We start from the raw sequence: 26,735 nt of genomic DNA, 5'->3' as shown, positions 1-26,735 counted from the left end.
CTTCCTGTTTTCCCATGACTGTTTCTCCTGAAAAAAGTATAGCAAAAAGCTCGATTTTACGCGAATTTCAAGGATTTGACATTCCGTCAAAATGACATGTGTATAAGCTTATGATTCGTCAGAAACCGAAAAAAATCGGACATGGATTTCCACATTTTCTGACATATGTACCAGAATAAACCGCGAATTGTGGATTACACAGATGATATAGGAGTTAATTTAAAAAATCCGAGAGGCTGTCCACAACAGCGTCTCGGATCCTTTGAAAAATATATTTTTAAATTCAGCGTTTTTAACAATATGAAATAGTAGGGGTGTGAACAGTAACCAAATTTGGTTGAGTGTATACAATGTTTTAATTTCAATTTTTAATATTTTGTGTAGAATGTTCCAATTTTTCAAGTATTAATCTAAAATGTTAGTAGGTTTTTCCTAGTTCAATAGTTAAATTTTTTGATATAATTTTACTCGTGGTTAATGAACACATTTTGAACATTATGTTCATTAACTTGAACAGGAATTAAGGCAAAACTTAAATTCATATTGGATGCTGATTCTTTTTAACAATTTCACCTGATCAAAGTATTTGATCTGAAAAGGAGAGTAAAATGGATTACAATTATGACCAGATCGTCATCGATAACGCAGGTTACCCTGAAGTACGTTTCGAAGAAACTCACAGTTTGTACCAGCTTCTCGAAAACGCAGCAAGGGCTTTTAATGACAAGATGTTCCTTACCTGGGCACACGAGGATACTGTATATGAAAGAAGTTACAGAGATCTTCTTGATGCCGCAAAAAGAGTAGGTGAATGGGCTTCCCAGGAGACGGAATCCCTTGGTCACGCCATGCATGCAGGCTTCTACGGACGTCTCGGCTTCAATTATCTTGCCGCACTTTTCGGTGTTAACGGTGCAGGCGGAGTTGTTACCCCACTTGATGTTCAGCTTTCTGCTCAGGATCTTCTGAGAAATGTCAACAAGGCTGACATAGATGTGCTCTTTTATGATTTTGAAAACATCTCACAGGTATCTTATCTTAAAGAGAACAATTCCAGTGTTAAGAAATTCATTTGTATCCAGAATATAAATAATCAGGACAGTGTATCTACAATCCGTAAGACTTATACAGGAACCGGTTTTACAGACAAGTCCAGAAGCGAGGACTGCGGTATCCTCCTCTTTACATCCGGCACAACAGGGGAACCTAAGGGTGTAATGCTTTCCAACGCAAACCTTATTGATAACGTATTCTGTAATGATCTTCTGGGGGATCAGTACCATGAGATCGTTCTTAATGTTCTGCCCATACACCATGTATTCTGCCTGAACGGAGACGTTTTCGGTCTTTTACGTTACGGTTCCTCTCTTGCAGTTTCAACTTCACTCCAGAAATTATTCAAAGACATCAAGTTTTTCCGTCCTACTTCCATAAGAATGGTTCCGATGATGCTTAAGCTGGTTAATAACCGTCTTCATCAGACAAAGAAGCAGCATCCGGAATGGTCCATTGACTCTGTGCGCCAGGAGGTTCTTGGTGACAGATTACATAAGCTTGTAGGAGGCGGCGGATTCCTGGCTCCTGAACTTATGGAATCCCTGGCAGGATTCAACATTCAGGTTGGACAGGGTTACGGAATGTCCGAACACTCTCCTAAAATCGCTGTTCCTGTCTATGATCGTCCGGAAAAACGCGGCAGTGTCGGTATCGTAGTAAGAAACTGCCAGACCCGTCTCGTTGAAGGTGAGCTTCAGGTTAAGGGTCCGTCTGTAATGATGGGATATTATAAAGATCCGGAGGCCACAAAGGAAGCTTTTACCGAGGACGGATGGCTGAGAACCGGAGATCTTGCACGTATCGATGAGGATAATTTCATCTACCTTACAGGTCGTAAAAAGAATCTCATCATCCTGTCAAACGGTGAAAATGTTTCTCCCGAGACCATCGAAAACCTTTTCGACGGAGACATGCTGGTAACTGATATCGTTGCTCTGGAAGAAAATGACCAGATCATCGCTGAGGTATATCCTAACTTTGAATATGCCGACAATAATGGCATAAAGGATATCAAGGCTGCCGTAAAGGAGCTTGTAACAACACATAATCAGGAGCTTCCAACATTTGCAAGAATTTCCGATGTTGTTATCAGAAATAAACCTTTCGAGAAGACCTCTTCAAGAAAGATCATCAGAAGCAAGGTTCAGGCTGAGCGTAAGGACGTTGTAAATCAGAAGGATGTCATCGTTAAACCTGAGAACGAGAACCAGAAGAAGCTTATTGAGATCATTTCCGGACTTATCGACAACGATATGATCGGTATAACTACTGACCTCTTTGCAGCCGGAATGGATTCCATGGCGTGTATCCAGCTTATCGAAGAGGTTGAGTCTCAGATGGGTAAGATCCTGAGCTACCAGGATATCCTTAACAACCATACTGTTAAGGAGCTGGATGACTTCCTTGGTGTAACCAAGGGCATGGAAGTTCATCCTTATCAGGACAAGTATCCTCTTACCGGCATGATGATGTATTTTGCATATGTCATCCCCGGAAATACAACAGGAAATCTTCCATTCACTTTTGAACTGGATCCAAACATTGACCTTGAAAGACTTAAGGCAGCTATTGTTGAAACAATCAACGCCCATCCGGGTGTAAAGGGAATGATACAGCCTGATCCCGAGACCCATTATCTTGCATTATACCGTCATGATGACTGGGAGCCTGATGTTCCTATCATCGATGTACCTGATGATAAGTGGCAGGAAACCGAGAACAGCCTTCTCCGGGCCTTCAAGTATGACGGTCAGGACAAGCTTTATCATATAAGCCTTTACAGAACCGAAACCCGTAAGTTTATGCTCTTTGATGTGAGCCATATCATGGGTGACGGAATAAGTATGAACATACTTCTCGAGGATGTGAACCGTGCTTATGCAGGAAAGCCTGTTGAAAAAGAAGTTTATACTGTTTATGACTACATCCTGGATGACTGCCAGATGATAAAGGACGGCGGTGTACGTAAGGGTACTGATTATTACGGTAACCTTATGAAGGGCTACAAGCTGGAGCGTTCTCTTCTCAACAAGAAGGATAAAGAGGATCTGAACCACGCTGATAAGGGTGTTATCCGTAAGCGTTTTGACAAGACCTCAAAGAGAAAGATACAGAACTTCTGTAAGCTTAACGGTGTTTCGGAAAATGTTCTCTTCCTGACCTCCTTCAACTATACGGTTGGACTTTTCTCAGGAGAAGATGACGTAACTACCTGCAGTATCCACTCAGGACGTACCGATGGACGCTGGAGAAGACTTTGCGGATGTCTCTTTAAGACCTATTATCTCCGCTCACAGCGCATACCTCACGAAACCTCCAACACTTTCCTGAAGCGTATGGGTAAGCAGATCATGGATTCAATGCAGAGTCCTATCGCACTTAGTCGTGAGGGCGAGATGTTCTTCCAGTATCAGGGTGATATCGTATACATTCCTGAGATCGGTGGACTTCCTGCAAAGCCTGTACACCTGCAGCTCGACTCTCTTCCATTCCACATGAATGTGCATGAAGACAACATTGGCTACCGTGTGGAACTTCGTTTCTGGAAGAACAGATTTGATGAGGATCAGCTGAGACTCTTCCTTGAATGCTATGAGTCTGTGCTTAATGCTTTCACCTCTGAGCCAAGTGCCCGTAAGGTTAAATACCACCTTCCGGATGAGGCTTATCCGCACTTATACAGTGTTACAGTCGGAGAGCTTAATGCCGAAGCCGGAAAGGAACTTATCAAGCTTCCAAGCTCAGACAAGGTAAAGGTTTACATCCTTGACGACCACTACTCAAAGAAGCCTTTTGGCGCATGGGGTAAACTCTTTATAAAGGATGTTCCTCCTGTTGAAAGCAAGGAGGTCATCAATGATCCATGGCGTGAAGGAAAGCTTTATGATACAGGCGTTATCGCCAGAATCATGATTGACGGACGCATAGATTTCCTTGAGAACAGCGGACGTGTTGTACTCACTGATGGTTCAAAGGGCCGTAAGTACTATGATCTCGGCACTCTTGAACATGCTCTTGAGGAGCTTCCTACAATAGAGAAGTGTCACTCATTCCTTGAGTTTGATCAGAATATCCGAGAGATGAGGCTTGTAATGAATGTTGAAACCGATCAGGATTCCTTCATTAATCGTCTCAGAAGTTACGCTGGTACAACTGCCGGTGACGATATGATTCCTGCGGTTGTAAACTTGACGAGTGCGTATAAACCGGGTAAATGATCAATACAGAGCCGGAGGGTAGCCATTTAAAACCGTATCGCTTTAAATGGCTACCCTCCAACTCTTGATTTAATCACGTCCTGGCTAAATTGTTATTATCTCATGGTGTATGAAACTAATTATATCCTATCGTTTTTGCGAATTAATATGTCACGGCTGAATTGTTACTGTGAAGCACTAAATAGTATGTATATGTCTCATCCTTAAACACTTTTTTCAATCCGTAATATATGACACACAGAAGAAATTAAAACCGGCACTAAGTAAAAGCCTCCACAGTGTTTTTACCCCTGCCTTTAGCCTCATATAATCTCATATCGGCAACTCTGTAAAGACTCCAGAGATTTTGTATGTCGTCCCTTACAGAATCAGCCATGCCTATGCTTAAGGTAAGTCCTGCTTTCATACCATCATGCTCCACCCGGTATTTTGAAATATACTCCCTAAGCTTATCCATACGGTCAACAAAGGTCTCATAGGATAGAGCCGATGGGTTAAGTACCATAAACTCGTCCCCACCCATCCTGATGATATGGATATTGGTATCCGTAATAAAGAATCGTTTTATCTCCTGAGCCAGATTTTTAAGAACCTCATCTCCAAAATCATGACCATAATCAGTATTGAAGTGTTTGAAATCATCAATATCAAAAAAAGCCATAGACATACCGTTCTTGCTTTCTGCTTCCGAAAAAATATTGTTTCCGAGATTATTGTAAAAGGTTCTGTTTCTTAATCCTGTCAGTCCATCCGTATATACCACATCATTTATCAGGTATTGGGTCTGATCCAGCATATTGCCGATATCCTCTATATGAAGGTTTATGGTTGCAAGCGTATCTGCCATATCCCGACCTTCATCGATGAGTTTTTTAACCATCTCATAGATTTTTTCAGGATCGTTACCGGCTGCCAGAGTTTTTTTCATATCATAGCGTCCTGAAACGATCTTACTCAGCATGGAGGTTTCTTCCTGAACTATATTATCCTTTTTGTTCCTGATGTAATTGATCATATGATCCAAAGGATATATTCTCTCACTTAGAGATTTTTCAATTCCTGTATCTTCATCACTGATATATGAAAAGGATGAAAAAAGCGAGCCTGATGATTTAGAAGCAGCCTCTTTCTCTTTCTTTTTCCAATTTTTATCATGAACGAAAACAGCACTGATCATTGTCTGGTTACAATGCTGGAGATCATACTGTTCACCGGCTCCCATTACACCCAGGCTATTCGCCCCTGCCCTGTTCAGGAGATCGGCATACCAGTCTACCTTGTCTTCATTTTCAAACAGTATATATCTGTAAATACAATCTATGGAGAATATTGTTGATTCAGAGGGTACTTCTTTCTTTAAATTTTCAAAATGATCATTGATTATTTTCTTATAATCACCAAGGTCTGATATAAAAAGCATATCATTCTGATTTATCTGTTTAAAAAGCTTAAGTCCCCCGTCTTTTATACATTGCCTTACTGAAACAGGAAAGGTTTTCTCCCCTACAGTTTTACAGAGAGGATGATAGGGAAATGCCGATTCAATTTCCTCTATGGGCAGTCCCAGATCCTCACAATATACCTCTGCGGCAGGACGTCCGTTAAGCTCCAGAAGAGTCTGTGTCTCTTTATCTACCTTCGTAGCTATATAAATCTGACCATCTTCATGAGGGGTATAAATATTCTGTGAGTAAGTGATGATCCTTCCGAGATTATTTTTTATCATCACATATATACAAGCATCATCAAAATATAAACCATTATAAAAAACATAGCTCTGGTCTGCCAGCTCCTGACCGACAGCAGTGAGACCAAAAGCCAGGATGCCATGATCCTTTATCATGGAATTCAGGGAGGTGAGCAAATGATCTTCATTGCCGGTACAAAATTCAAAACAAACTGTGTCATCTTCGCCGGGATCCAGCTCTTCTATCTGCTTCTGGATGGAAAGCACGTTTTTTATGGGATTTGTACTGAGTCCGTTGATGATGCCGAATTGAAAAGCGTAATCAGGGGAATGCTTATCAAATATGATCAGCACTGTTCCTTCCGAATCAACTGAGCCATGGCGGAACATGAAGGAATGAAAGCCTATGACATCAATCCCGGGGAAATTTGCATATATCCTTTCAGAAGCTTTATGTAATTCTTCTGCGGTAATAAACATTATCAGGTTGGAAGCTCCATACCTGCCCTTACTTTCTGCCAATATATCATCAAGCTTTTTTTCAGCTGTTGTCTCTAAATATTCCATAACCGGATACTCCTGACAAAAATATACAAACAATATACATAGTTATATCTCGACATCTACGATTAAATTATTAGTGATAAATCATGATCAATGTACAACTTTGGTCACTATTACAGTTCAGCCGGGGGCATGAAAACGCCGGAGCCGGAGGGCATCTGTTTAAAACAGGGTTGCTTCGGCTCTTGCTTACTAATACTCCAACCGGACTGTTTCTCTACATCAGAGAGAAAAGTTCACCTTTTCTCCGGATAAATTTATCTACATCTTCTATGTAGGTTTTTATATCCTTGCCGTTGTCGCAGCGTTCAACGCGTTTATGCTCAGGGTCGCCGTCTTTTGAGGGAAGGACGAATTTACTGGAACAACCGGCTCCGCAGCCGATGACGGTGTGTTTTTCTTCCATCATCAGTATGTTGTAGAGGCATTCTTTTCCTTCTCTTGAGTACCCCACGTTTTCCAGGTTTCCGGCCATATTTTTCTGTCGGTACAGATAGTAAGGTTTCAGGTTAAGGACTTCAGCTGTATAGGAAGCTGCCATCATCATACGGGTGATCTCGGGATATCTGAATCCGGTTTTTGCGCCCTCAGAAGCCGAACCACTCGATAAGCTATTGCTATTAACTGAAGGGATTTCTTCTGATTCCTCCTGAAGTCTTGTTTCCGCCAGTATCTCATTTTCATCTCCGGCCCGATAAACGCCTGACCAGAAATCTCTTTCAAGAGTGAGTCTTGCGGCACGTTTTATGGCAAGGCTGTGAACTGTGAGGCTGTCAGGTTTGTATTTGGCGATTTCACACAAAGTATGTGTCACCTCAGGGAGCTTCTCTCCGGGAAGCCCCAGTATGATGTCCATGTTAATGTTTTCGAATCCAACTTCTCTCGCAAGCTCATACTTTTCTATCACTGATGAAGCACTGTGTTTTCTTCCTATGAGATCGAGAGTTTTCTGATTGAAGGTCTGGGGATTGACGGAAATCCTGTCTGCTCCGGCAGTTTTGAGTATCTGAAGCTTTTCTTTTGTTATGGAATCAGGTCTGCCTGCCTCTACGGTAAACTCCACGATACCGGACATACCTGTAACTGTATTTTTCCAATCATGTTCCTGAGAGCTTATGTTGTTCAAAATCGAAACATTGGCAGAACCGCACTCCTCATGAACCATATCCATGAGTACCTTGAGCCACTTTTCATCAAGTGCAGTGGGGGTTCCTCCTCCGATATATATGGTCTGGAGGGGTCGCCTGTATTTTCCACACATTTCAGAAACCGTATACCTGATCTCTTTACGGAGATTTTCCATATACTCCGGGAGTCTCTTTTCCCAGGCGGATATTGTGTTACTTAAAAATGAGCAGTACAGACATCTTGTGGGGCAAAAAGGGATGCCAATGTAGAGGCTCCAGCCTTCCTTGTAGGTTCTTCCGGTCATATCGTAAATACGGTTAAGGATTCTGTGTTCTCTTAATGCTATGTCTGTCATCAGGTCAAGCTTTTCACCTTCGATGCAATATTCTTTTGTCAGTTCGGCTTTAATGTCTCTGATTTCAGATTCTGTCAGATCAATTCCGGAATCATTTCCATTATGTTCTTTATGTTTTTCTATGGCGGCTTCCACCATAGGACTCACCAATGAAACAGGTCGTATGCCTGTCAGGTCTCCCCATGGAAGAGTTTTACCTGTCATGCCCACCAGCGTATCGTAAAGTTCAGCTTTGATTACCGATTTATCGTCTTTTCTTACTCCTGTGAGAGGCATATCTGAAGCTGATACTTCAAAGGAAAATCTTATCTTTTCATCATGTACACCTTCTGGTGTTATCTCTGCGGCCTCTTTTGCCCTGTTTTTTGTGGATTTCCTGTTTACTTCAGCATTCTCCCCTGTGGCCTTGGCCTGCTTAAGAGCATTCTTCTCCTCCTTGGTGGTGTTTGTAAAATGAACACCCTCTTCGCTTCTTATCTCGAAATCCTCCCCCGGATAAAACTCCTGTATAAGCTCCCTTATGTCCTGTTCAAAACTTTCTGCCGCTTTATCTAATGTTAATCTGATCAAAACCAAGATCCTCCTATCTAAAAAAGAACTCTGGGGACGAAGCCAGTGAGCCATTCATGAAAAATGTCCCACTAACTCCGTCCCCAGTATACATCGGCTGAACTATCACACGGTACAGTCTGGCCGTCATAAGCTAACCCATAGGAAAAAGACATCTGTTGCTTATGGAAGTCAGTATACTCACGGCAGCTTTTTAAATGGGTGCATCATATAATATCCGATCAATATGCCGCAGGATTATATCTTTTTTCCAGGGCAATACTTGTCTGTGGTCCATGTCCCGGAAAAACCGAAGTGTTATCAGGAAGTACCAGAAGCTTCTCTTTTATGCTTTTAAACAACTCTTCCTCTGAACCTCCGGGAAAATCCGTTCTCCCGAAGGAACCCTGAAAAAGTGTATCTCCTGCTATAAGAACGGGACAGATTTTTGATTCAGCCGCACCGTTAGGAGTGTAAGAAAGACCCTCCTCTATGAAAAAGCAGCTGGATCCGGGAGTATGTCCCGGAGTACCTATGACTTTTATATCTCTATCAAGAAGCCTGAGGGTATCTCCATCCTTAAAAGTATCATATTCGGAAGGAAGGAAACTTACCGGTTGATAAAACCGTTTGCTTAAATTCTTTTCCGGATCCTGCATATGACTCTCGTCCAAAGCATTGACTCTGATCCCTATGCCATAATGCTGCGCAACTTCTTTTGCCGCTGTCATATGATCAAAATGTGCATGTGTCAGGAGAATGAGCAAAGGTGTTGCCAGAAGCTCATTATCAATGATATTTATGATATGGTCAGCATTGTCAGCAGGGTCGATGATAACGCACTTATGCGTATCTGTATCAATCAAAAAATATACATTTGTCTCCAAAGGACCTGTGACAAATTTTGAAATCTTAAGCATTTTTCCTCCCGGAGCTCCCTCATCCCTGTGCTCTGACGATATCAACAACACCTCTTATCTTATAAATCTTGCTGACAAGAGTCTTAAGCTCCTCCTTATTGTGTATATCAAAGGAAACTGTTATGGTTGCCTTTTCATTCTTTCCGACTCTTGAGGTAAGAGCCTTGATGTCTATGCCTGAATCAGAAAGAACCTTTGAAATATCAACCAGAAGTCCCATTCTGTTGGTGGTATAGATCTCAAGCTCTGTAGCATAGGTTTCACCCGTGATATCCTTCTGCCACTCTGCCTCGATAAGGCGGGCCTTCTCGTCCTCGGGAAGGTTCATCATATTAATGCAGTCGGTACGATGGATAGTGATACCCCTGCCTCTGGTTACGAAGCCTAATATCTCATCACCGGGCACAGGCGAACAGCATTTAGCGTAACGAACAGCCAGATCATGAATACCCTTAACAACTATTCCTGATTTTGACTTGCGTATGATCTCAGGCTTCTTGGTCATGCCCTCAAGATTCTGAATGATATCCTCATCGGAAATATTGGTTTCCTCAGTTTTGTTTTTCAGCTCTATAAGCTTGGCAACTACCTGTGATTCCTTGATACCTCCTCTTCCGACAGAAGCCAGAACCGCTTCCCAGTCGATGTAGCTGTATCTTCTGATAACTCCTTCTATATATTCAGGTTTTGTGAGCTCACTGAGATTATAACCTCTGGACTTGGCATAATTTGACAGAAGTTCTTTACCATGGTCAATGTTTTCATCCTTCTGTTCATGCTTAAACCATTGATTGATCTTATTCTTTGCCTGAGTGGATTTACAGATCTTAAGCCAGTCTCTGCTTGGTCCGTGTGAATTCTGGGAAGTAATGACTTCAACTCTGTCGCCGTTCTGGAGCTTGTAGGTCACAGGAACAAGCTTTGAATTAACCTTTGCTCCTACCATTTTATTGCCGACTGCAGAGTGTATCGCATAAGCAAAATCAATAGGGCAGGATCCGGCCGGAAGATTCTTTACATCACCAGAGGGAGTAAAGCAGTAAACATTTTCATTGAACAGGTTAAGATCCGACTTGACCATATTCATGAATTCCTTGGAGTCAGACTCATCCTTCTGCCACTCAAGGATCTCATGGAGCCAGTTCATCTTAACATCTTCATCCTGGGCTACACTTTCCTTTGATCCACCGGACTCTTTATATTTCCAGTGTGCAGCGATACCGAATTCAGCGGTACGGTGCATCTCAAAGGTTCTTATCTGGATCTCAAAGGGCACGCCGTCACGACCTATAACCGTTGTATGTAAGGACTGATACATATTGGGCTTAGGCATGGCGATATAGTCCTTAAAGCGTCCCGGAATAGGTGTATACATCTTATGGATAACACCCAATGATGCATAACAGTCCCTTACTGTATCAACAATGATACGGATCGCAAAAAGGTCATATATCTGATCGATGGTCTTGTTCTGGTTGACCATCTTTTTATATATTGAGAAGAAATGCTTAACACGACCGTTGATATCCGCATCGATACCTGCCTCTGTGATATGGGAAGAAACCTCCGTAACGATGTTTTTGATTCTTTCTTCTCTGGCCTCCTTCTTGAGATTAACCTTGGCTGCAAGATCATAATAAACGTCCGGCTCGAGGTATTTGAGAGACAGGTCATCCATCTCGATCTTTATCTTACTGATACCGAGACGCTCTGCAAGAGGCGAATATATCTCCAGGGACTCTCTGGCTTTTTCTCTCTGCTTTTCAGGAGTCTGATATTCAAGGGTACGTAAATTGTGAAGACGGTCAGCAAGCTTGATGATGATAACACGTATATCCTTTGCCATAGATACGAACATCTTGCGAAGGTTTTCAGCCTGCATCTCAACCTTATCAGTATTCAGGTTCAACTGAGTCAGCTTTGTAACACCATCCACAAGAAGCGCCACATCCGGGTTGAACTCCTTGGAAACCTCATCCAGAGTCATTCCTGTATCTTCAACAACATCATGAAGAAGACCTGCAACTATGGTTTCCTTATCCATCTGAAGATTAGCAAGGATTATGGCAACACAAATAGGGTGAATGATATAAGGTTCACCCGATTTACGTTTCTGGTCTTTATGCTGTTCTTTTGCGACCCTATAGGCCTTCTCCACCATGCTGAGGTCCCCCGATGGATGGTAGGACTTAATAGTCTTTATGAGACTTTCATATAATTCCTCAGGCGGCGTATTATCTGCAGGTCTTTCCAATACTACTTCTTCAGTCATATTTTTCTCCCGTGGCCTGAAATCTTTCATCATTTCCTGCCACACTTAACTTTACTCAGTACTTATTCAAATATTTTAGCAAAGTTTAATTTTACTATTTGTTAATGTTCTTGTCAAAAAATATGTTTGTTGTTTGAACATTCAAAAATATGTTTGTTGTTTGAACATTCACTTAATATCTTACGCAATTTTAGTAAATTTTAATAATATTTGGCTCTTTACCTGCTGACTTTTATGTAAAATATGATAATATATCAAAGGTTAATTATTTGAATTATTTGGAGGGAGTTTCTAATGAATATTCTATTCTTCCTTACGCCCAAATGTGACGTAGCTTTTCTTGAGGAAGATTTTACTTTACGACAGGCTCTTGAAAAAATGGAGTTTCATCGCTATTCGACTATTCCGGTTCTTGCAAAAGACGGAAGTTATCTCGGCACCATGACGGAGGGTGATCTTCTGTGGGAGATTAAGAACAATTTGAAGATGAATCTTGATTATATCGAGAAGATTCAGGTAGCGGATATACCCATGAAAACCCATTATGCTCCGGTGGATGTCAATGCTTCCATGGAGGATCTTATGGAGAGGGTGGCAAATCAGAATTTTGTTCCAGTGGTGGATGATATGAAGCATTTCATCGGGATCATACGGCGGAAGGAGATCATAAATTACCTTTACGCCAATTCTCGTCTTCCGAAGGAATGTGAAGTGCCGAAAACGGAGCTTCAGGATCTTCGGGAGTTGGCTTAAGGGCGGACGCAGAAGCTCGAAGGCACCCGATCAGAAACGGGTGCCTTCAAGCTTCTGCTGTTTTCTAGAAAGCTTTTATGTAGTCGTCTTCGGATTCGCCTGTGTTTTCGATGTTACGAATAACGACGAAATAGCTTGCGCCGTTTTCGGTGGTGACTTCGCAGCGGTCGCCGACTTTGTGACCCATGATGGCTTTACCTATGGGGGATTCGTTGGAGATGAGGCCGAGGAGGCTGTGTCCGCGGATGGAGGTGACTATGCGGTATACTTCTTCTTCGTCATCTTCTTCGAAGTAAAGGGTGACTGTATTGTTTAGTCCTACTTCGTCTTCTTTGGAGCTGTCATCGATTATTTTTGCAAATCGCAGCACTCTTTCGAGGTAGTTTATACGACCGTTGTTTTCACGATTGGCTTTTTTTGCTGCATAGTACTCGAAGTTTTCCGAGCGGTCGCCCTGGGCTGCAGCTTCTGCTATCTCTCTGGTTATCTGTGGTCTCAGGACCAGTTTACGATGATCTATCTCGTCCTGAATTCTTTTTACGTCTGACTTTGTTAATTCCTGTCCCATTTTGTTCTGTTACTATCCTTATTTTCCTTCGTAGGTAATAAGTGTCCTTACATCATATTTTTCCAGCTTCTTACGGCCTTCAAGTCCGGCAAGCTCCATAACGAGGACTATGCAGGCTACCTCACCGCCGAGCTCTTCCACAAGTTTGCAGGAAGCTTCAAGGGTTCCGCCGGTAGCGATGAGATCATCAATGATGACAACCTTTTCGCCTTTACTTATGGAATCCTTGTGTATCTCGATCTCTGCCTCGCCGTACTCAAGTTCATACTTTGCAGACACAGTTTCTCTGGGAAGCTTTCCTTTCTTACGTACGGGTACAAAGCCTTTTTTAAATTCATAGGCAATAGGGGTTCCGAAGATAAAGCCTCTGGATTCAAGACCAAGTACCTTATCGAATTCAACATCCTTCAGTGTATCCTTGAGTCCATCGATGGCATCCTGAAGTCCGTCAGGATCCTGGACTAGTGATGTAATATCACGGAACATGATTCCTGGCTCCGGAAAATCAGGAATGGTCAATACATAATCTTCTAATTTTTCTCTTTTCATTTTTCAATCCTCATATGTAAGATATCTGCGTTTTATCCGCCTATGTAAAAGCCGTAACTCTACATGTAATCCCGATCGGCTTTCTGTCAGAATTATATCGTCATGTTTTTCAGGGTCTATAATCCCGGATCATTATTTACAATATTTTTCAGCGTATGTCATAATGGCTGCAACGGTTTTGCCATCTGTCATCTTACCCTCATATATAAGCTGCTTAAGGTCTTCAAGGTTCCAGGCTTCTATTCCAAGCTCTTCATCCTCATCCCAGTGTACATTACCTTTTTCAAGGTCTCTGGCTACATATATGCCTATCTTTTCATCAAGGAAGGCAACGGTGGTGTTGACATAGAGAAGGAACTCAAGATGGTCTGTCTTGTATCCGGTTTCTTCCTCAAGCTCTCTCAATGCACAGATTTCAAAGGGCTCATCCTCTTCATCACGTTTTCCTGCCGGGAGCTCAAGAGTGTATCTCTGAAGGGCATGTCTGTACTGTCTGACCATGAGTATGCGTCCGTCCTTCAGCACAGGAAGTACTGCTGCCGCACCCATGTGATGTATGAAATCCCAATGGGTCTCATGTCCTCCCACATCAACGAAGTCATCATAAACTGTTATGACCTTTCCTTTATAGGCAAGCTTTCTCTCTATAAGCTTTACCGGTTTCTCAGCATTATCCTGATTCAGCATACTTTCTCCTCCTGCTTATCTGTTTCAAACGAACCCAGATTATAGCACATAATCATCCTGTATTTAAATATTTCTTCTTGCGTATATCTATTCGCTTTTCAGAATAACCGCATCATTCAGATATTTTCTTTTTGACTATGGTTTTTCCTATGCGGTGATTCTTAATATACGCCACATCTATCTCAAGAGCATCTGTCTCCAGATGGAAGGAGCTGCCATCGTCAGGCACTGTACCTATGATGCCCATGATGTATCCGCCGAAGGTGTCGGCATCTTCCGTCGGTATATCAATCTTCAGAGCTTCATTGACATCCTCAAGATCCGCAATTCCGAGAATTATCCATTCATTCTCTCCGATGGCCTCGATCGGCTCAGGTTCAGGAAGATCATCCTCCTCCTGAAGGTCTCCCACCAGAGCTTCGATGAGGTCATGCATGCTTACTATTCCGGTCATTCCGCCATACTCATCTATAACAACCGCATAGTATTTACGCTCCCTTTTCATGGTCTGGAAAAGATCCGAAACCTTCATGTTCTGAGAAACGAAAAACGGCTTATCTACGGCATTCTTCATTATGCTGTCACGGGACTGGTCTTCAAGTCGGAAATAATCCTTGGTATCAAGAATGCCTATTACATCGTCATCATCCTCACCGCAGATAGGATAATTGGCAAATCTGTTATTATAAATGGTCTTTCGCCAGACCTCATCACTGTCTTCATAATAAAGCATAGCCACATCTGTTCTGTGAGTACACACATCCTCTACTGTCAGATCATTGAACTCGAAGACATTCTGTATCATCTCATTTTCCTGGTGCTCGATGGTGCCGTTTTCCGTTCCTTCATCAAGCATCATGATAATGTCTTCTTCCGAGACCTTATCTTCGATATCTTCGGGATTGATTCCCATCAGCTTCATAACAGTGTTTGTGGATACTGTAAGAAGCCCTACAAAAGGTCGGAACAGTACAGCTGCAAACTGAAGCACGGAAGCCATGGATAAAGCGATCTTTTCCGTATATGCCTGTGCGAGTCTTTTGGGCACAAGCTCACCGAATACGATATTGACATATGAAAGAATCAAAGTGATGACCACGATAACTATGGGACTAAGCACCGATTCACTGATCGGCACTCCCATCTTTATAAGAAGTCTGGTAGCAGGATTTGCAAAACTGTCTGCAGCAAAAGCCGAGGACAGAAAACCTGCCAGGGTTATAGCCACCTGGATCGTAGAAAGGAATCTCGACGGATCCTCGGTCAGTTTAAGAAGTATTATTGCGTCTTTGTTTCCTTCTTCTGCAAGCTTTTTCAGTTTTGTATCTCCAACCTGCAGAACAGCTATCTCTGCACAGGAAAAAAAGCCATTTAATATTATAAGTACAATAAGAAGAACTAGTCGTTCTATCATATAAATAAAAGTCTCCCTCCGGACCGTATATTACTTAATGTTGTATATGAACATACAGGTTTTGTCAAATGATGCATGGGTTTTTGAACGCGATTTGGGGATTTTTTGAAAAAGTTCCGCCGATGTACCACGGGAACGGAGTTAGTGGTTCATCGGCGGAAGCATTCTGTTCTGTTTTATACTGCCTTGTATTTATCGTACTGCTCCTGCAGGAATCTACAGTCCTCGTAGTAACGGTCAGGTGTGGAGTTCTCAAGAGTTCCCACGATGTAAGGTTTCCAGATACTGACCTGACGCATAAGCTCTTCATAATTAAAGAAGCCTTCACCGGGATGGCGGAATTTCTGATCATTATCCTCGAATACTCCATCCTTTAGGTGCAGTGTGGTGATCCTGTCACCGTACAGATCAAAGGCCTTCTTTATGATCGCATTCTGCCCTGCAGGATCCTTCTCGTACTCCGGTTTTATAAGATTTACAGAATCAAGGATGACATCAAAGTTTACTGAATCAATATCGTCAAGAAATCTCCTCATCATCTCGGGACTGTGAAGTGTATGATTGAACACTCCTTCAACTCCCACCATGACGCCAAGCTTTTCAGCTGCATCCCTTATACGCTTAAAGCTGTCCAGAACTCTCTGATAGTTTTCCTCGGTATAGGTCTCAGGAACTATCTTCATATCAGGATGAGCACGGCCTGTTTCTGTGCCAACCATATCAGCTCCTATCCTTTTACTGTATTTAAGATGCTCTATAAATCTCTGCACCTCCAGCATTCTCTTTTCTTCATCGGGATGAGCCGGATTAATGTAGCAGCCCAGAATAGACACATGAATATCTCTTTTTCTGCATTCTGCTCCAACATAATCCCCAAGTCCCGCATTATAATGTCCCACAGAGGTGTCCACCTCTGAAAAGCTTTTGGACATGGCAAGCTGAATATACTTAATGCCTAAGTCCTGAACCTTATCAAGAACCTCTGTAACGGTTCCTTTACCACATATATCATGAACTCTCATTCCAAACTGAATCATATAAAATCTCCTTTATAAAAAATTCCTCTGTGAATACCGGTATTTTATCATTTAGTTCTTATATGTTGCTTTCTAACTCGTTTATTTCCGGCATACGATTGTTAATTCGAAATAATTTTATAGTTTTTTAAGGATCAGCTTAGTCCTCTCGGGATTCTTCCGGTACTGTCCCGGTGTCTGACCTGTCATTTGTTTAAATACCTTCTCAAAGTAGGTAACATTACCAAACCCGCATATTTCCGCAATATCGGTAATGCTGGTATCGGAATCTATCAGCAGCTGCTGGGCCTTCCTCACTCTTATATAAGTAATATATTCAATAACAGAAAAACCAGTAATGTTACGAAATACTCTGGTAAGGTAGGATTTACTCATGTAAAACTGTTTTGCAATCTCATCAAGAGTGACATTTTCACCGGTATGTCCCTGAAGGAACATAGCTATATCATGAACCTTCTGGTGAATTCCCGTTTTCACAACAGACTGCTGCTCAGCTGTCTCTATACCCTTTTCCTTAAGCTTACTCTGAAGATCTCTTCTTCTGCTTTTTGCGAAAATACCCGCAAGCTCAACAGTCTGAAGATATAGAAAAGAATGCAGATCCTCCATGGAGGAGGTTATCCCGTTTCTTTCGTCCTCGCAAGCCGCCTTAAAGGCATCGATAACGGATAAAACCAGCTGCCATTCTGTGTCATTAAACCTTGCAAGTCCACCATACAGATTTCCGAACTCATCAAAACCCTTCAGTCCGAATTCCCTGAACTTTTTATCAAAAACCGATCTGTCCAGCTGAAGTATGAAATTGTGATGATCTGGAGGCATGTTGGGGGCTGTTGAGGTTTTATGAATGAGGTTATGGTTTACCATCATACAGGTGTGAGGAACCATACGATAGGTTTCCTGATCAACAAACAGCAGTCTCTGTCCATAGATGATGAAGTGCATTTCTATGGTCTCATGGAAATGTCTGTTTTTCATTATGAACTTCTGATGTCTCACCGCTTCCGAAACCCTCAGGCCCGGGATACGTTTTTCAAATACCAGCTCAAGTCTGGCATTATGTAAATTTTCGTCTGCCATAAAATACCTCTTTTTGATAACCAATATAGGGGAGGTAAAGCTTCGTGATCCTTTTTTCCATACTCCCAGATTGTTTCAAAAATCATCAGGCTTTAATACAAATAAAGGATGGTATCCCATTGAATCATCATCCAATCGGACACGCATCCTTTATTTTATCTTATCATTTCCGTATAAGCAAGAAACAGGGGACCGACTCCTTTTGCGTCATTCTTTACCACCGGCTCTCCGAGATAATATCCAACAGATCCGTCTCTATGGTCTGCGCCTCCGAGTCCGGCAACAAGACATATTCCTGTCACGCAGGGCGTGCCGTCCTCATTTTTCGAAAGCCTCTTATCGATTATACCATAGAAAGCTTTCTCTGCCATGCTTCTGTACTTTTCCGGTATAAAACCAAGTCTCACTCCTTTAAGTACCGCAGCACTTATCAGCGCCGTACCGGAGGTTTCAAGATAATTACCTTCAACCTCGGGAAGTGCGATGAGCTGGTAGAAAAGTCCGCTTTCATCCTGGTATTTGGAAAGTGCCTCTGTAAGATCCACAAGCATCTTTTTAAGATGCTCTTTTTCCCCGGGAAGATCCATATCCATCATAACTTCCAGCACATCAACGAGGCTCAAGATAAACCATCCTTCGGCCCTAAGCCAGAAATTCGGACTGCATCCGGTCTCCGGATCTGCCCAGTACATCTCTCTTGATTCATCATATCCGTGATAGTAAAGTCCTGTCTTTTCATCACGCATATGCTTTTCTACATTACAGAATTGATCATAAGTATCTTTTACGTTTTTTGAATCATTAAAACGCTTCTCATACTCAATGTAGAAAGGCTGCGCCATATAAAGCCCGTCAAGCCATACCTGGTTCGGATAAATATTTTTATGCCAGAAGTTCCCCTCTTTTGTTCTCGGCATCTTATCTATCTGGGTTCTCACCAGCTGTATAGCCTTCAGATATTTTTCTTTTCCTGTGAAGTCATAAAGCTTAAACAGGTTTTTTGCAGGATTTATATTGTCGAGGTTTTTTTCTTCAGTATCATAATTTCTGATACTTCCATCCTCATTTACAAATCCGCTTACAAAATCATCCGCAAACTTCAGATATTTTTCCTGCCCGGTGATCTCGTAAAGCCGCAGGATACCTGTTATCATACAGCCATCTATATAATTCCATCTATTCTCTTTACCTTTTCTAATGAGCTCGAGATTCCAGGCAGGATGCCCGGAATCCGAATGAGCCATAAGATAATCCAAGTAATCATTAAGAAGCTTTTCCGTAGCTTCCCTGCCACCTGTGAGGTGGTGTAATTCTTTCGTCTCCATAATCAACCCTTAACCGAACCTGCTGTCACACCATCGATGAACTGATCCTGGGCCATAAAGAATACTACCAGTGAAGGAATGATGGAAATAAGCGAAAGTGCAAGTATTCTGTTCCATGAGAATCCGGTATCGGCATCCATGGACATCTTTACGAAGATAGCTGCAGGATAACGCTTCGGAGTTGAAACATAGAGCAAAGGTCCCATAAAGTCATTGGATGACCACATGAACTGGAAAAGTGCTGCAGATGTCATAGCCGGCTTAAGTACAGGTACGATAACATGCCAGAGAGTTCCAAGTGCTGTACATCCGTCGATCTTTGCAGCCTCATCAAGCTCTCTCGGTACATTGCGGAGGAACTGAATGAGCATGAATACGAAGTAGGTATCCTGAGCAAATACTGAAGGAACGATAAGAGGAAGGTATAAAGGTGAATCTACCCAGCCCCAGCCATTGTACATGATGAACTGAGGAACATTAAGTACTACGTTTGGAAGGAACAGTGTTGCCATCAGAAGTGCAAAGAGTGCATCATGTCCCTTGAACTTAAATCTTGCAAAACCGTAAGCTGTCAGTGTGCAGGATGCTATCGTAAGGATAACCTTAGGAATAACGATCTTGTAGGTGTTGAGCATTGACTTCCAGATGTCAATATCACCGCCGTAGCCGTTCATGGCATCTACATACCCTTGGAAGGTGGGTTCCTTAGGTATAAATCCGATACTTGAGAATATCTCTGAATTTGTTTTGAAGGATGCACCGATCATCCAAACCAGCGGGTAGATCATGAAAATGCCCACCAGAATGAGTACGACATACTTACATACCGTTGCAATCTGTCTTTTTCTTTCGAGTGTCATTGCTTAGTCCTCCGAATCAGAATAGTATACCCAGTGCTTCTGGCTGTACTGTAAAATCGCTGTGAATATCATAAGGATAATGAACAGAACCCATGCCTGTGAGCTTGCAAGTCCCATTGCATACTTCTTAAACGCGTTGTTATAGATAAGCAGTGATACAAGTGTGGTTGCACCTCTCGGACCACCTGCCGTAATGATATAAGGTCCGTTAAATTCCTGGAATGCCTGAACCAGCTGAGTTACCAGGTTATAGAAAATAACCGGTGTGATCATGGGTACAGTGATGGTGAAGAACTGTCTCCACTTACCTGCTCCGTCAAGAGAAGCTGCCTCATAAAGATCAGGAGATACGCCCTTTAATGCAGCAAGGAAAATAACCATGGTTGAACCGAACTGCCATACACGTAAGAGACAGATAATGAAAAGGGCTGCATTTTTGTTAGACAGCCAGTGAGGTCCTTCCACGCCGAATATTCCGAGGAGCATATTAACGATTCCGTCATCCTTGAAGATCGCTTTCCAGAGAACTGCGATGGCAACTGAGGAACCCAGGATCGAAGGAATGTAATAGACTGTTCTGAACATCTTAACTCCCTTTATCTTGAAGTTAAGGATATATGCTACAAACAATGCGAACACCAGCTTAAGAGGCACCGTCATAAATGCATACTTAAAGGTGATCATAAAGCCTTCCTGTATCTTTTTATTTGTAAATACGTCCAGATAATTAAAGATACCCCATTTTGAAATTCCCTCAAAAAGAGAATAATCGCTGAAACTGTAAACCAGTGATGAAAGGAAAGGGTATCCTTTGAAAACAAGAAATCCTACAAACCATGGGAAGATGAATAAGAATCCTTTATTCTCTTTCCAAAAGTTATTCGGAGCGGTATTTGTTTTTGAATTTGACATTTTATCTACTCCTTTGGAAGGTACCGTTTTTCACCGGTCTACCTTGACTGAAACATAAGTTATTACAATAAAATCGGGCCTCAGATGTAAGCCAAGGCCCGATATATACCGCATTTAATGCGGTAATTCTTAACCCCGGATTAGGAGGATCAGGGAAAACTGTTTATAAACATTGACTTATCAATGCTTGTAAAGGATTACTTGCCCTCAACCTCATTAACTGCTTCAATGAGCATTTCAGCAAGCTCCTTGGAATCTACACCGTCATAAGACATTGTGTCCATGATTTCCTGATATGCGCCCTCTGCGCTGTCCTTAAGAGCTGCATCCTCATAGTAAGGTGAAAGCTGGAAGGGAGCATTGGATGATGCGGCCTTAAAAGCTTCATAGGTAAGTCCCTGAAGAGCACCTGAAGCTTCAAGCTTCTCCTGAGCTTTATGGGATGAAGGAACACCTCTTTCAAGTCCAAGGGTCTCTACACCGTCGCCATTGAACATGTACTCCATAAGCTTGGCAGCCTCTTCCTTGTTTGCAGAGTTAGGAGATACGGCAAAGCCCATGGAAATCTTGAAAACTGTAGCAGGTGTGCCGTAATCTGCAGGATACTCACCGATTACAAGCTCCTGATCTGAATCAAGTGCATCTGCAAGCTTCTTGATTGAGCTGTCCCACTCAACAACACCCGCATAGTGACCATCGATGAAGTTAGGGTTCTTATCAAGAGAATCAGCACCGTCACCTGTAAGCTTCTCCTGTGTAGGAATTACGTGGTTAGCCTCAAGGCTCTTAAGGAAATCAAAACCGTCTGTAAGCTCTTCTACCGTGTAATTAAGCTTGTGATCCACAACCCACTGCTTGTTGTACTTCTCCTGCATATAATAGGTAAGAAGGATTGTAAGATCATAGGTTCCTGCTGCAAGAGGATAGTAATCATCGCCCAGCTTCTCCTTGAATACAGGACCTGCTGCAAGGATATCTGCGAAGCTCTTGGGAACCTCAAGGCCTGCCTTCTCAAAGGTTGCCTTGTTCCAGTAGAATACTCTTCCGGTTGATGAAACAGGAACACCGAGAACATGTCCGTCAATGGTCATAAGGTCGATAAGTGACTGATCATACTGTGAAAGATCGAAATCCGTAAGATCCTGAATATCTACAAATCTTGTTCCGTCCGGGCTGAACTGCCATAACCAGTTCCAGTTGATCTGGAAAAGATCCGGCTCTGAATTTCCTGCGATCTGAGTAGCGATCTTATCCTGCCAGCCTGACCATGCGCCATACTCTGACTCAACCTTGATGCCCGGATTTGCTGCCATATATTCATCAAGTGCCTTAAGTGTAGCTGTATGCCTTGAATCACCGCCCCACCATGAAATTCTAAGTGTTGTTCCGTTTCCGCCCTCAGACTTGGCTACTGTCTCAGCTGCAGTCTTTGCTGCCTCTGTTGCACCCTGAGCTGCCTCTGTTGCACCCTGGGCTGCTGCTGTTGTTGATGCTGAATCATTGGCAGCTGTGGATGAACCACCACAAGCTGCAAGATTGAGCATCATTGATGCTGCCATACCGCCGGCGAGAAACTTAGTAATTGTCTTTTTCATTTTTACCTCCTGGGAGCCTTTCCGGCCTCCTGTTTAAATTGAGTTTTACCTCATTGTTAACTTTTATATACGATATTCAGGCTGTCATAATCCAAAACATTTATAAGTTCCGGACCTGTGTCGTCGCAACCGGATATCTCAACATTGTCAAGTACCAGATGTTTTACATTTCTGGCATAAATACTCTTTCCGGTCATTTCAGGGAAGTTATCCATCATTATGGTCTGACCGGGTTTTCTTTCTTCCTTTTGAAGGAATGAAACCTTTATGTTCTTAAAGACTATCCTGTCGATAAATCTTTCAGGCAATCCATAAGCAACCAGCATGCACTGATCGGCACCCTCTGCCACGATATTCTCTGCTGTTACAGATCCTATCGTCGGTGTTTTATCATCAACAGGTCTCTCATTCTGATCCTGAACATACTCACTGTGACCGTCGGGATCACAGAAGTAAAACATGTTGAAGGTGAAGGGCATGTGCACATTTTCCATTTTTATGTCATGGAATACTATGTTGTCATAAACCGCATTGGGGCCTCTGCCTCGTCTTGTTTTGATGCGGAGTCCTCTGTCAGTTTCCTTGAATATGCATCTTGAAACCTCTACATTCTGTGCACCGGCTGCTGCTTCGGAACCAACGGTTACGCTTCCGTGACCCCTTTCAAGGAATGAGTTTCTGACCACGAAATGATCTGCAGGCTTATGGTGTTTATCACTCATGTAGTATTTGCCTGATTTTATGGCAATGCAGTCATCTCCGACAGAAATCCTTGTTCCCAGAATCAGAACCCCGTCACAGCTTTCCGGATCAAACCCGTCTGTATTGGGTGAATCCGATGGATTCCAGATACTTAAGTTGTAAAGTGCTATATCATCCGTATAGTAGGGATGGATGGTCCAGCAGGGAGAATTTCTCACTGTCACCGATTGCATCCTTACGGATCTGCAATGATTGAAAAAAACAGTATTGGGCCTCCAGGCTATCCTTTTCTTCTTGGGATCCTGCCACCAGTCACCCTTGTCTCCGTTTCCATCAATGATACCGTTACCGACGATCTCAATTTCTTCAGCATTAACAGCTGTAAGCAGTGAAGCAAAGCTTGTTTCCGGATTACCCTCCCAGCTTGAAAGATTGTACTCATCCTTTTCATCCGTTGTGGGTGTAAGTCCCGGTAATAAGGGATAATGTCTTCTGTCCGGATCTCCCAGCAGAACCGCCTCATCATCTATCCATAAGGTCATATGGCCTTTAAGGAAGATCGGTTTTGAAAGATATGTTCCTTTAGGAAGATATACCGTACCATCCTTAGGACAACTGTTTATAGCGGCCTGTATAAAACCTGAATCATCCTGTTCCCCGTCTCCGGATGCTCCAAATGCTTTCACATCCAGCAGAACCGATTCATATTCTGTTCGGAAGGTTTTATCCGATCTGCCGTTCTCTGTCAGAAGAGTGATGGTGTATTCCGTATCGGGCTTTAATCCGTCAACCGTCACAACATTAAGATCGGACTTTAATTTTTCCTCTCCGTTTATCAAAATGCTGTATCCCGAAGGAGCATAGCAGATCGTATCATTCAATAATTCTATTGTTATACTCCGTTTAAAAACGGCTGCTATTTGAAAATCCATACTTCCTCTTTTCAATGATCATTCCTGATCACTTATTCATTTCTTACTGACATGTATGATTATATCAGTCACTTTGAGATAAATCTTACAATTACTGACCCAATTTACACATAATTATCTTATCGGACACTATTTATATAAATATTTCGTCTTATTCAACTATGATTTTAGAGTTTTTTATTGTTTAAAATATCCTTTTAGATAATCATCCCCAATATTTGCTGCAATTTTTTGCACACTTTCTTGTGTTTTCGCTCGTCGATATCAATATATTAATAATTTTTGTAAGCGTTTTACATCGTCAATAGTCACAATTTTTGTCAATTTACTATCAAGCTCGCTATTATCTTAAAAATCTTCATGGCTTTTCTCATGATTTTTGGCAAAATAGTATTCGATAGAATAAAAATATCCGATTTTATAATCATGCCTGACATTTATTCATCATATAATATTGATAGCCGCTGGTTTTTTGATATTTCCGTACGCCATAACTTAAACCCGGGAATTACTTATCACAGAATAAACCATCGGTTTTCTGATAGTACAAATCATATAAATCTTTAATGGAGGAAAATCCCATGATCACGGTATCCAAAACAGGAAACGGAGATTACACTTCCATTCAGGAAGCTGTAAATCATGCCAAATCAGGCGACACCATATTTATTAAAGAAGGAATATATAAAGAAAGAGTTGAAATAAAGATTCCAGACATTACATTAAGAGGATGCAATACAGACTTCAAACAATATATAAAAGAAGAAACTCCTGAAAACCGGTTTGCGGATCCTGAAGGTAACCTGCTCCCAAATCGATACCTTCCATCCGACAAAACCATCATCACACAGGGCTTATACGGAATGATGCCTTCAGAGGACGTAGGCAAGCTTGGAACCTTCCGCTCTTATACAATGTTAATAGATGCGGAAAATGTAAGTCTGAATAACCTAACCATCGAGAATTCCGCCGGAGCCGGCCCCGATATAGGTCAGGCTATAGCTCTTTACGCAGAAGGAGAAGGAATCAGCTGCAGCAATATACGACTCCTGGGCTGGCAGGATACTCTCTTCACAGGTCCACTTCCGCCAAAAGAAATAGAAAAAAACGGTTTTATCGGTCCAAAACAGTTTTCACCACGGATCAACGGAAGACAATATTATAAAGATTCATATATAGAAGGAGATATAGATTTTATTTTCGGCTCCGCCACTGCTTATTTTGATGATTGCTACCTCTTCCAGAAGGACAGGACACCTCTTCTTATATATAAGTCTCTGTTAAAAAATGATATAAAGATGACCGGAAATTTATCTATGAACAGTCTTATGGAAACTGCCCAAAAAAATCTGGGCGAAGATAAACTCAGCGAGTTAACTTCCATGATAGATAATGGCGAGTCAAAAGAAGGAAAAAGCTATGCCACCGCAGCTTCAACCCCTGAGGGACAGAACTACGGCTATATATTCGACAACTGCCGTTTCGAGTCTGATTGCCCCGAGCATAGCTGCTACCTTGGCCGCCCGTGGCGAAACTACGCAAAAGTCCTGATCCGAAACTCCTACCTTGGAAACCATATCCACCCCTCCGGTTTCCACAACTGGAATAAAAAAGATGCCGAATCCACCGTCTCTTTCTGCGAATACAAAAACTACGGCCCCGGCGCCTCCGATTACCGTGCTCCCTTCGTAAAAGAACTTAACTTCAACGAAATCCAGAAATACCGGAAACAAAAAGTATTTTCCTAACGGAAAATCCCCTGAGATGTAATCTCAGGGGATTTAATAACACTTGGATTATTTTCCGAATACAGCCTCGTAGTCCTTTACGAACTTGTCGATACCGATATCTGTAAGAGGATGCTGGGTCATCTGCATAAGAACCTTGAAAGGAACTGTAGCGATATCAGCGCCTGTCTTAGCACAATCAATGATATGCATAGGATGACGAACAGATGCGCAGATAACCTCTGTCTCGATATCAGGATACATCTGGAAAATATCCTCTATATCCTGGATAAGAGTGATTCCGTCTGTAGAAATATCATCAAGACGTCCAAGGAAAGGAGAAACATAAGTAGCACCTGCTCTTGCAGCAAGAAGAGCCTGTGTAGCTGTGAAGATAAGAGTTACATTTGTATGGATGCCTTCACTTGAAAGAACCTTAACAGCCTTAAGACCTTCCGGAGTCATAGGAATCTTAACAACCATGTTCTTGTGCATCTTGGCAATCTCTCTGCCCTCTGCGATCATCCCCTCAGCTGTAGTTGTGCTTGCCTTAACCTCGCCTGAAATAGGACCATCAACGATCTCTGTGATCTCCTTCAATGTAGCCATGTAATCACGTCCCTCTTTTGCGATAAGTGAAGGATTGGTTGTTACACCGGCGATGATGCCCATGTCATTAGCCTGACGAATCTCATCTACATTTGCGGTATCAATAAAAAATTTCATGTTTTTCCTCCTGGTATTTTGACCAAAAACCAAGTCTTATCATCCTTGAAATCTCATTTCACAGACTCGGTCCATTACTACTAATATTTTATGACTTGAGCGCTGAAAGTCAATACTTC

The 26,735-nt window shown here is 42.2% G+C and carries 19 protein-coding genes; 3 read left to right on the top strand and 16 right to left on the bottom strand.

The window, feature by feature from the left end:
* Window positions 1–608 precede the first annotated feature (608 nt).
* Window positions 609–4,274, top strand: coding sequence for an AMP-binding protein (locus G625_RS0106505; RefSeq protein WP_029200476.1), 3,666 nt, complete (start codon window positions 609–611; stop codon window positions 4,272–4,274).
* 259 nt (window positions 4,275–4,533) lie between these two features.
* Here G625_RS0106505 and G625_RS0106500 read toward each other — a convergent pair whose 3' ends face one another.
* From G625_RS0106500 to G625_RS0106485, 4 genes are all read right to left on the bottom strand, one after another.
* Complete coding sequence (locus tag G625_RS0106500) at window positions 4,534–6,528, bottom strand: sensor domain-containing diguanylate cyclase (protein WP_029200475.1); 1,995 nt, start codon at window positions 6,526–6,528, stop codon at window positions 4,534–4,536.
* 214 nt (window positions 6,529–6,742) lie between these two features.
* On the bottom strand, window positions 6,743–8,578 hold the full coding sequence (locus G625_RS0106495) for a coproporphyrinogen III oxidase family protein (RefSeq protein WP_044931862.1): 1,836 nt from the start codon (window positions 8,576–8,578) through the stop codon (window positions 6,743–6,745).
* Between the two features lie 221 nt (window positions 8,579–8,799).
* Complete coding sequence (locus G625_RS0106490; RefSeq protein WP_044931879.1) at window positions 8,800–9,477, bottom strand: MBL fold metallo-hydrolase; 678 nt, start codon at window positions 9,475–9,477, stop codon at window positions 8,800–8,802.
* 19 nt (window positions 9,478–9,496) lie between these two features.
* Window positions 9,497–11,749: a RelA/SpoT family protein gene (locus G625_RS0106485; protein WP_029200472.1), complete on the bottom strand. Its 2,253-nt coding sequence runs from the start codon at window positions 11,747–11,749 to the stop codon at window positions 9,497–9,499.
* A 294-nt stretch (window positions 11,750–12,043) separates the two neighbouring features.
* Here G625_RS0106485 and G625_RS18685 point away from each other — a divergent pair, with 294 nt between their 5' ends.
* Entirely contained in the window at window positions 12,044–12,502 is a 459-nt protein-coding gene (locus G625_RS18685; RefSeq protein WP_044931858.1) for a CBS domain-containing protein, read from the top strand.
* 64 nt (window positions 12,503–12,566) lie between these two features.
* Here the strand turns inward: G625_RS18685 and G625_RS0106475 are convergent, their stop codons facing one another.
* The 11 genes from G625_RS0106475 to G625_RS0106425 all read right to left on the bottom strand — a co-directional run bounded on the left by G625_RS0106475 (window position 12,567) and on the right by G625_RS0106425 (window position 24,163).
* Complete coding sequence (locus G625_RS0106475; RefSeq protein ID WP_029200471.1) at window positions 12,567–13,070, bottom strand: GreA/GreB family elongation factor; 504 nt, start codon at window positions 13,068–13,070, stop codon at window positions 12,567–12,569.
* 18 nt (window positions 13,071–13,088) lie between these two features.
* Window positions 13,089–13,619, bottom strand: a complete 531-nt coding sequence (locus G625_RS0106470) for an adenine phosphoribosyltransferase (RefSeq protein WP_029200470.1) — start codon at window positions 13,617–13,619, stop codon at window positions 13,089–13,091.
* A 132-nt stretch (window positions 13,620–13,751) separates the two neighbouring features.
* Window positions 13,752–14,306, bottom strand: a complete 555-nt coding sequence (locus G625_RS0106465) for an NUDIX hydrolase (protein WP_029200469.1) — start codon at window positions 14,304–14,306, stop codon at window positions 13,752–13,754.
* 112 nt (window positions 14,307–14,418) lie between these two features.
* Window positions 14,419–15,720 carry a hemolysin family protein gene (locus G625_RS0106460; RefSeq protein ID WP_029200468.1) on the bottom strand — a complete coding sequence of 434 codons (1,302 nt, stop codon included), beginning with the start codon at window positions 15,718–15,720 and terminating at the stop codon, window positions 14,419–14,421.
* Window positions 15,721–15,896: 176 nt separating this feature from the next.
* Entirely contained in the window at window positions 15,897–16,757 is an 861-nt protein-coding gene (locus G625_RS0106455; protein WP_044931855.1) for a sugar phosphate isomerase/epimerase family protein, read from the bottom strand.
* A 117-nt stretch (window positions 16,758–16,874) separates the two neighbouring features.
* Window positions 16,875–17,837: a helix-turn-helix transcriptional regulator gene (locus tag G625_RS21105; RefSeq protein WP_049895767.1), complete on the bottom strand. Its 963-nt coding sequence runs from the start codon at window positions 17,835–17,837 to the stop codon at window positions 16,875–16,877.
* A gap of 155 nt (window positions 17,838–17,992) precedes the next feature.
* Window positions 17,993–19,162: a glycoside hydrolase family 88/105 protein gene (locus G625_RS0106445; RefSeq protein WP_084152792.1), complete on the bottom strand. Its 1,170-nt coding sequence runs from the start codon at window positions 19,160–19,162 to the stop codon at window positions 17,993–17,995.
* Window positions 19,163–19,164: 2 nt separating this feature from the next.
* Window positions 19,165–20,022, bottom strand: coding sequence for a carbohydrate ABC transporter permease (locus G625_RS0106440; protein ID WP_029200465.1), 858 nt, complete (start codon window positions 20,020–20,022; stop codon window positions 19,165–19,167).
* Window positions 20,023–20,025: 3 nt separating this feature from the next.
* Window positions 20,026–20,934 (bottom strand): carbohydrate ABC transporter permease, encoded by a 909-nt coding sequence (locus tag G625_RS0106435; protein WP_029200464.1) that lies wholly within the window; start codon window positions 20,932–20,934, stop codon window positions 20,026–20,028.
* Between the two features lie 197 nt (window positions 20,935–21,131).
* Window positions 21,132–22,529 (bottom strand): ABC transporter substrate-binding protein, encoded by a 1,398-nt coding sequence (locus G625_RS0106430; protein WP_029200463.1) that lies wholly within the window; start codon window positions 22,527–22,529, stop codon window positions 21,132–21,134.
* Between the two features lie 56 nt (window positions 22,530–22,585).
* Complete coding sequence (locus G625_RS0106425) at window positions 22,586–24,163, bottom strand: glycoside hydrolase family 28 protein (RefSeq protein ID WP_029200462.1); 1,578 nt, start codon at window positions 24,161–24,163, stop codon at window positions 22,586–22,588.
* Between the two features lie 581 nt (window positions 24,164–24,744).
* Between G625_RS0106425 and G625_RS0106420 the strand changes: the two genes are divergently transcribed.
* Window positions 24,745–25,911, top strand: coding sequence for a pectinesterase family protein (locus tag G625_RS0106420; RefSeq protein WP_029200461.1), 1,167 nt, complete (start codon window positions 24,745–24,747; stop codon window positions 25,909–25,911).
* A 48-nt stretch (window positions 25,912–25,959) separates the two neighbouring features.
* Here G625_RS0106420 and fsa read toward each other — a convergent pair whose 3' ends face one another.
* Window positions 25,960–26,616, bottom strand: coding sequence for a fructose-6-phosphate aldolase (gene fsa / locus G625_RS0106415; RefSeq protein ID WP_029200460.1), 657 nt, complete (start codon window positions 26,614–26,616; stop codon window positions 25,960–25,962).
* Window positions 26,617–26,735: the final 119 nt, after the last annotated feature.

Source organism: Oribacterium sp. NK2B42 (assembly GCF_000424445.1).
Classification (GTDB): Bacteria; Bacillota; Clostridia; order Lachnospirales; family Lachnospiraceae; genus Oribacterium.
Note: the sequence above shows the minus strand (reverse complement) of the source record. Positions and strands in the feature narration are given on the sequence as shown.

Bases quoted from the DNA above. Each gene is read 5' to 3' on its own strand.
- G625_RS0106445 (WP_084152792.1), bottom strand. From the start codon at position 19,162: ATGGAGACGAAAGAATTACACCACCTCACAGGTGGCAGGGAAGCTACG.
- G625_RS0106490 (WP_044931879.1), bottom strand. From the start codon at position 9,477: ATGCTTAAGATTTCAAAATTTGTCACAGGTCCTTTGGAGACAAATGTA.
- G625_RS0106505 (WP_029200476.1), top strand. From the start codon at position 609: ATGGATTACAATTATGACCAGATCGTCATCGATAACGCAGGTTACCCT.
- G625_RS0106485 (WP_029200472.1), bottom strand. From the start codon at position 11,749: ATGACTGAAGAAGTAGTATTGGAAAGACCTGCAGATAATACGCCGCCT.
- G625_RS0106460 (WP_029200468.1), bottom strand. From the start codon at position 15,720: ATGATAGAACGACTAGTTCTTCTTATTGTACTTATAATATTAAATGGC.
- G625_RS18685 (WP_044931858.1), top strand. From the start codon at position 12,044: ATGAATATTCTATTCTTCCTTACGCCCAAATGTGACGTAGCTTTTCTT.
- G625_RS0106440 (WP_029200465.1), bottom strand. From the start codon at position 20,022: ATGACACTCGAAAGAAAAAGACAGATTGCAACGGTATGTAAGTATGTC.
- G625_RS0106500 (WP_029200475.1), bottom strand. From the start codon at position 6,528: ATGGAATATTTAGAGACAACAGCTGAAAAAAAGCTTGATGATATATTG.
- G625_RS0106420 (WP_029200461.1), top strand. From the start codon at position 24,745: ATGATCACGGTATCCAAAACAGGAAACGGAGATTACACTTCCATTCAG.
- fsa (WP_029200460.1), bottom strand. From the start codon at position 26,616: ATGAAATTTTTTATTGATACCGCAAATGTAGATGAGATTCGTCAGGCT.
- G625_RS0106425 (WP_029200462.1), bottom strand. From the start codon at position 24,163: ATGGATTTTCAAATAGCAGCCGTTTTTAAACGGAGTATAACAATAGAA.
- G625_RS0106430 (WP_029200463.1), bottom strand. From the start codon at position 22,529: ATGAAAAAGACAATTACTAAGTTTCTCGCCGGCGGTATGGCAGCATCA.
- G625_RS0106475 (WP_029200471.1), bottom strand. From the start codon at position 13,070: ATGGGACAGGAATTAACAAAGTCAGACGTAAAAAGAATTCAGGACGAG.
- G625_RS0106455 (WP_044931855.1), bottom strand. From the start codon at position 16,757: ATGATTCAGTTTGGAATGAGAGTTCATGATATATGTGGTAAAGGAACC.
- G625_RS0106435 (WP_029200464.1), bottom strand. From the start codon at position 20,934: ATGTCAAATTCAAAAACAAATACCGCTCCGAATAACTTTTGGAAAGAG.
- G625_RS21105 (WP_049895767.1), bottom strand. From the start codon at position 17,837: ATGGCAGACGAAAATTTACATAATGCCAGACTTGAGCTGGTATTTGAA.
- G625_RS0106470 (WP_029200470.1), bottom strand. From the start codon at position 13,619: ATGAAAAGAGAAAAATTAGAAGATTATGTATTGACCATTCCTGATTTT.
- G625_RS0106465 (WP_029200469.1), bottom strand. From the start codon at position 14,306: ATGCTGAATCAGGATAATGCTGAGAAACCGGTAAAGCTTATAGAGAGA.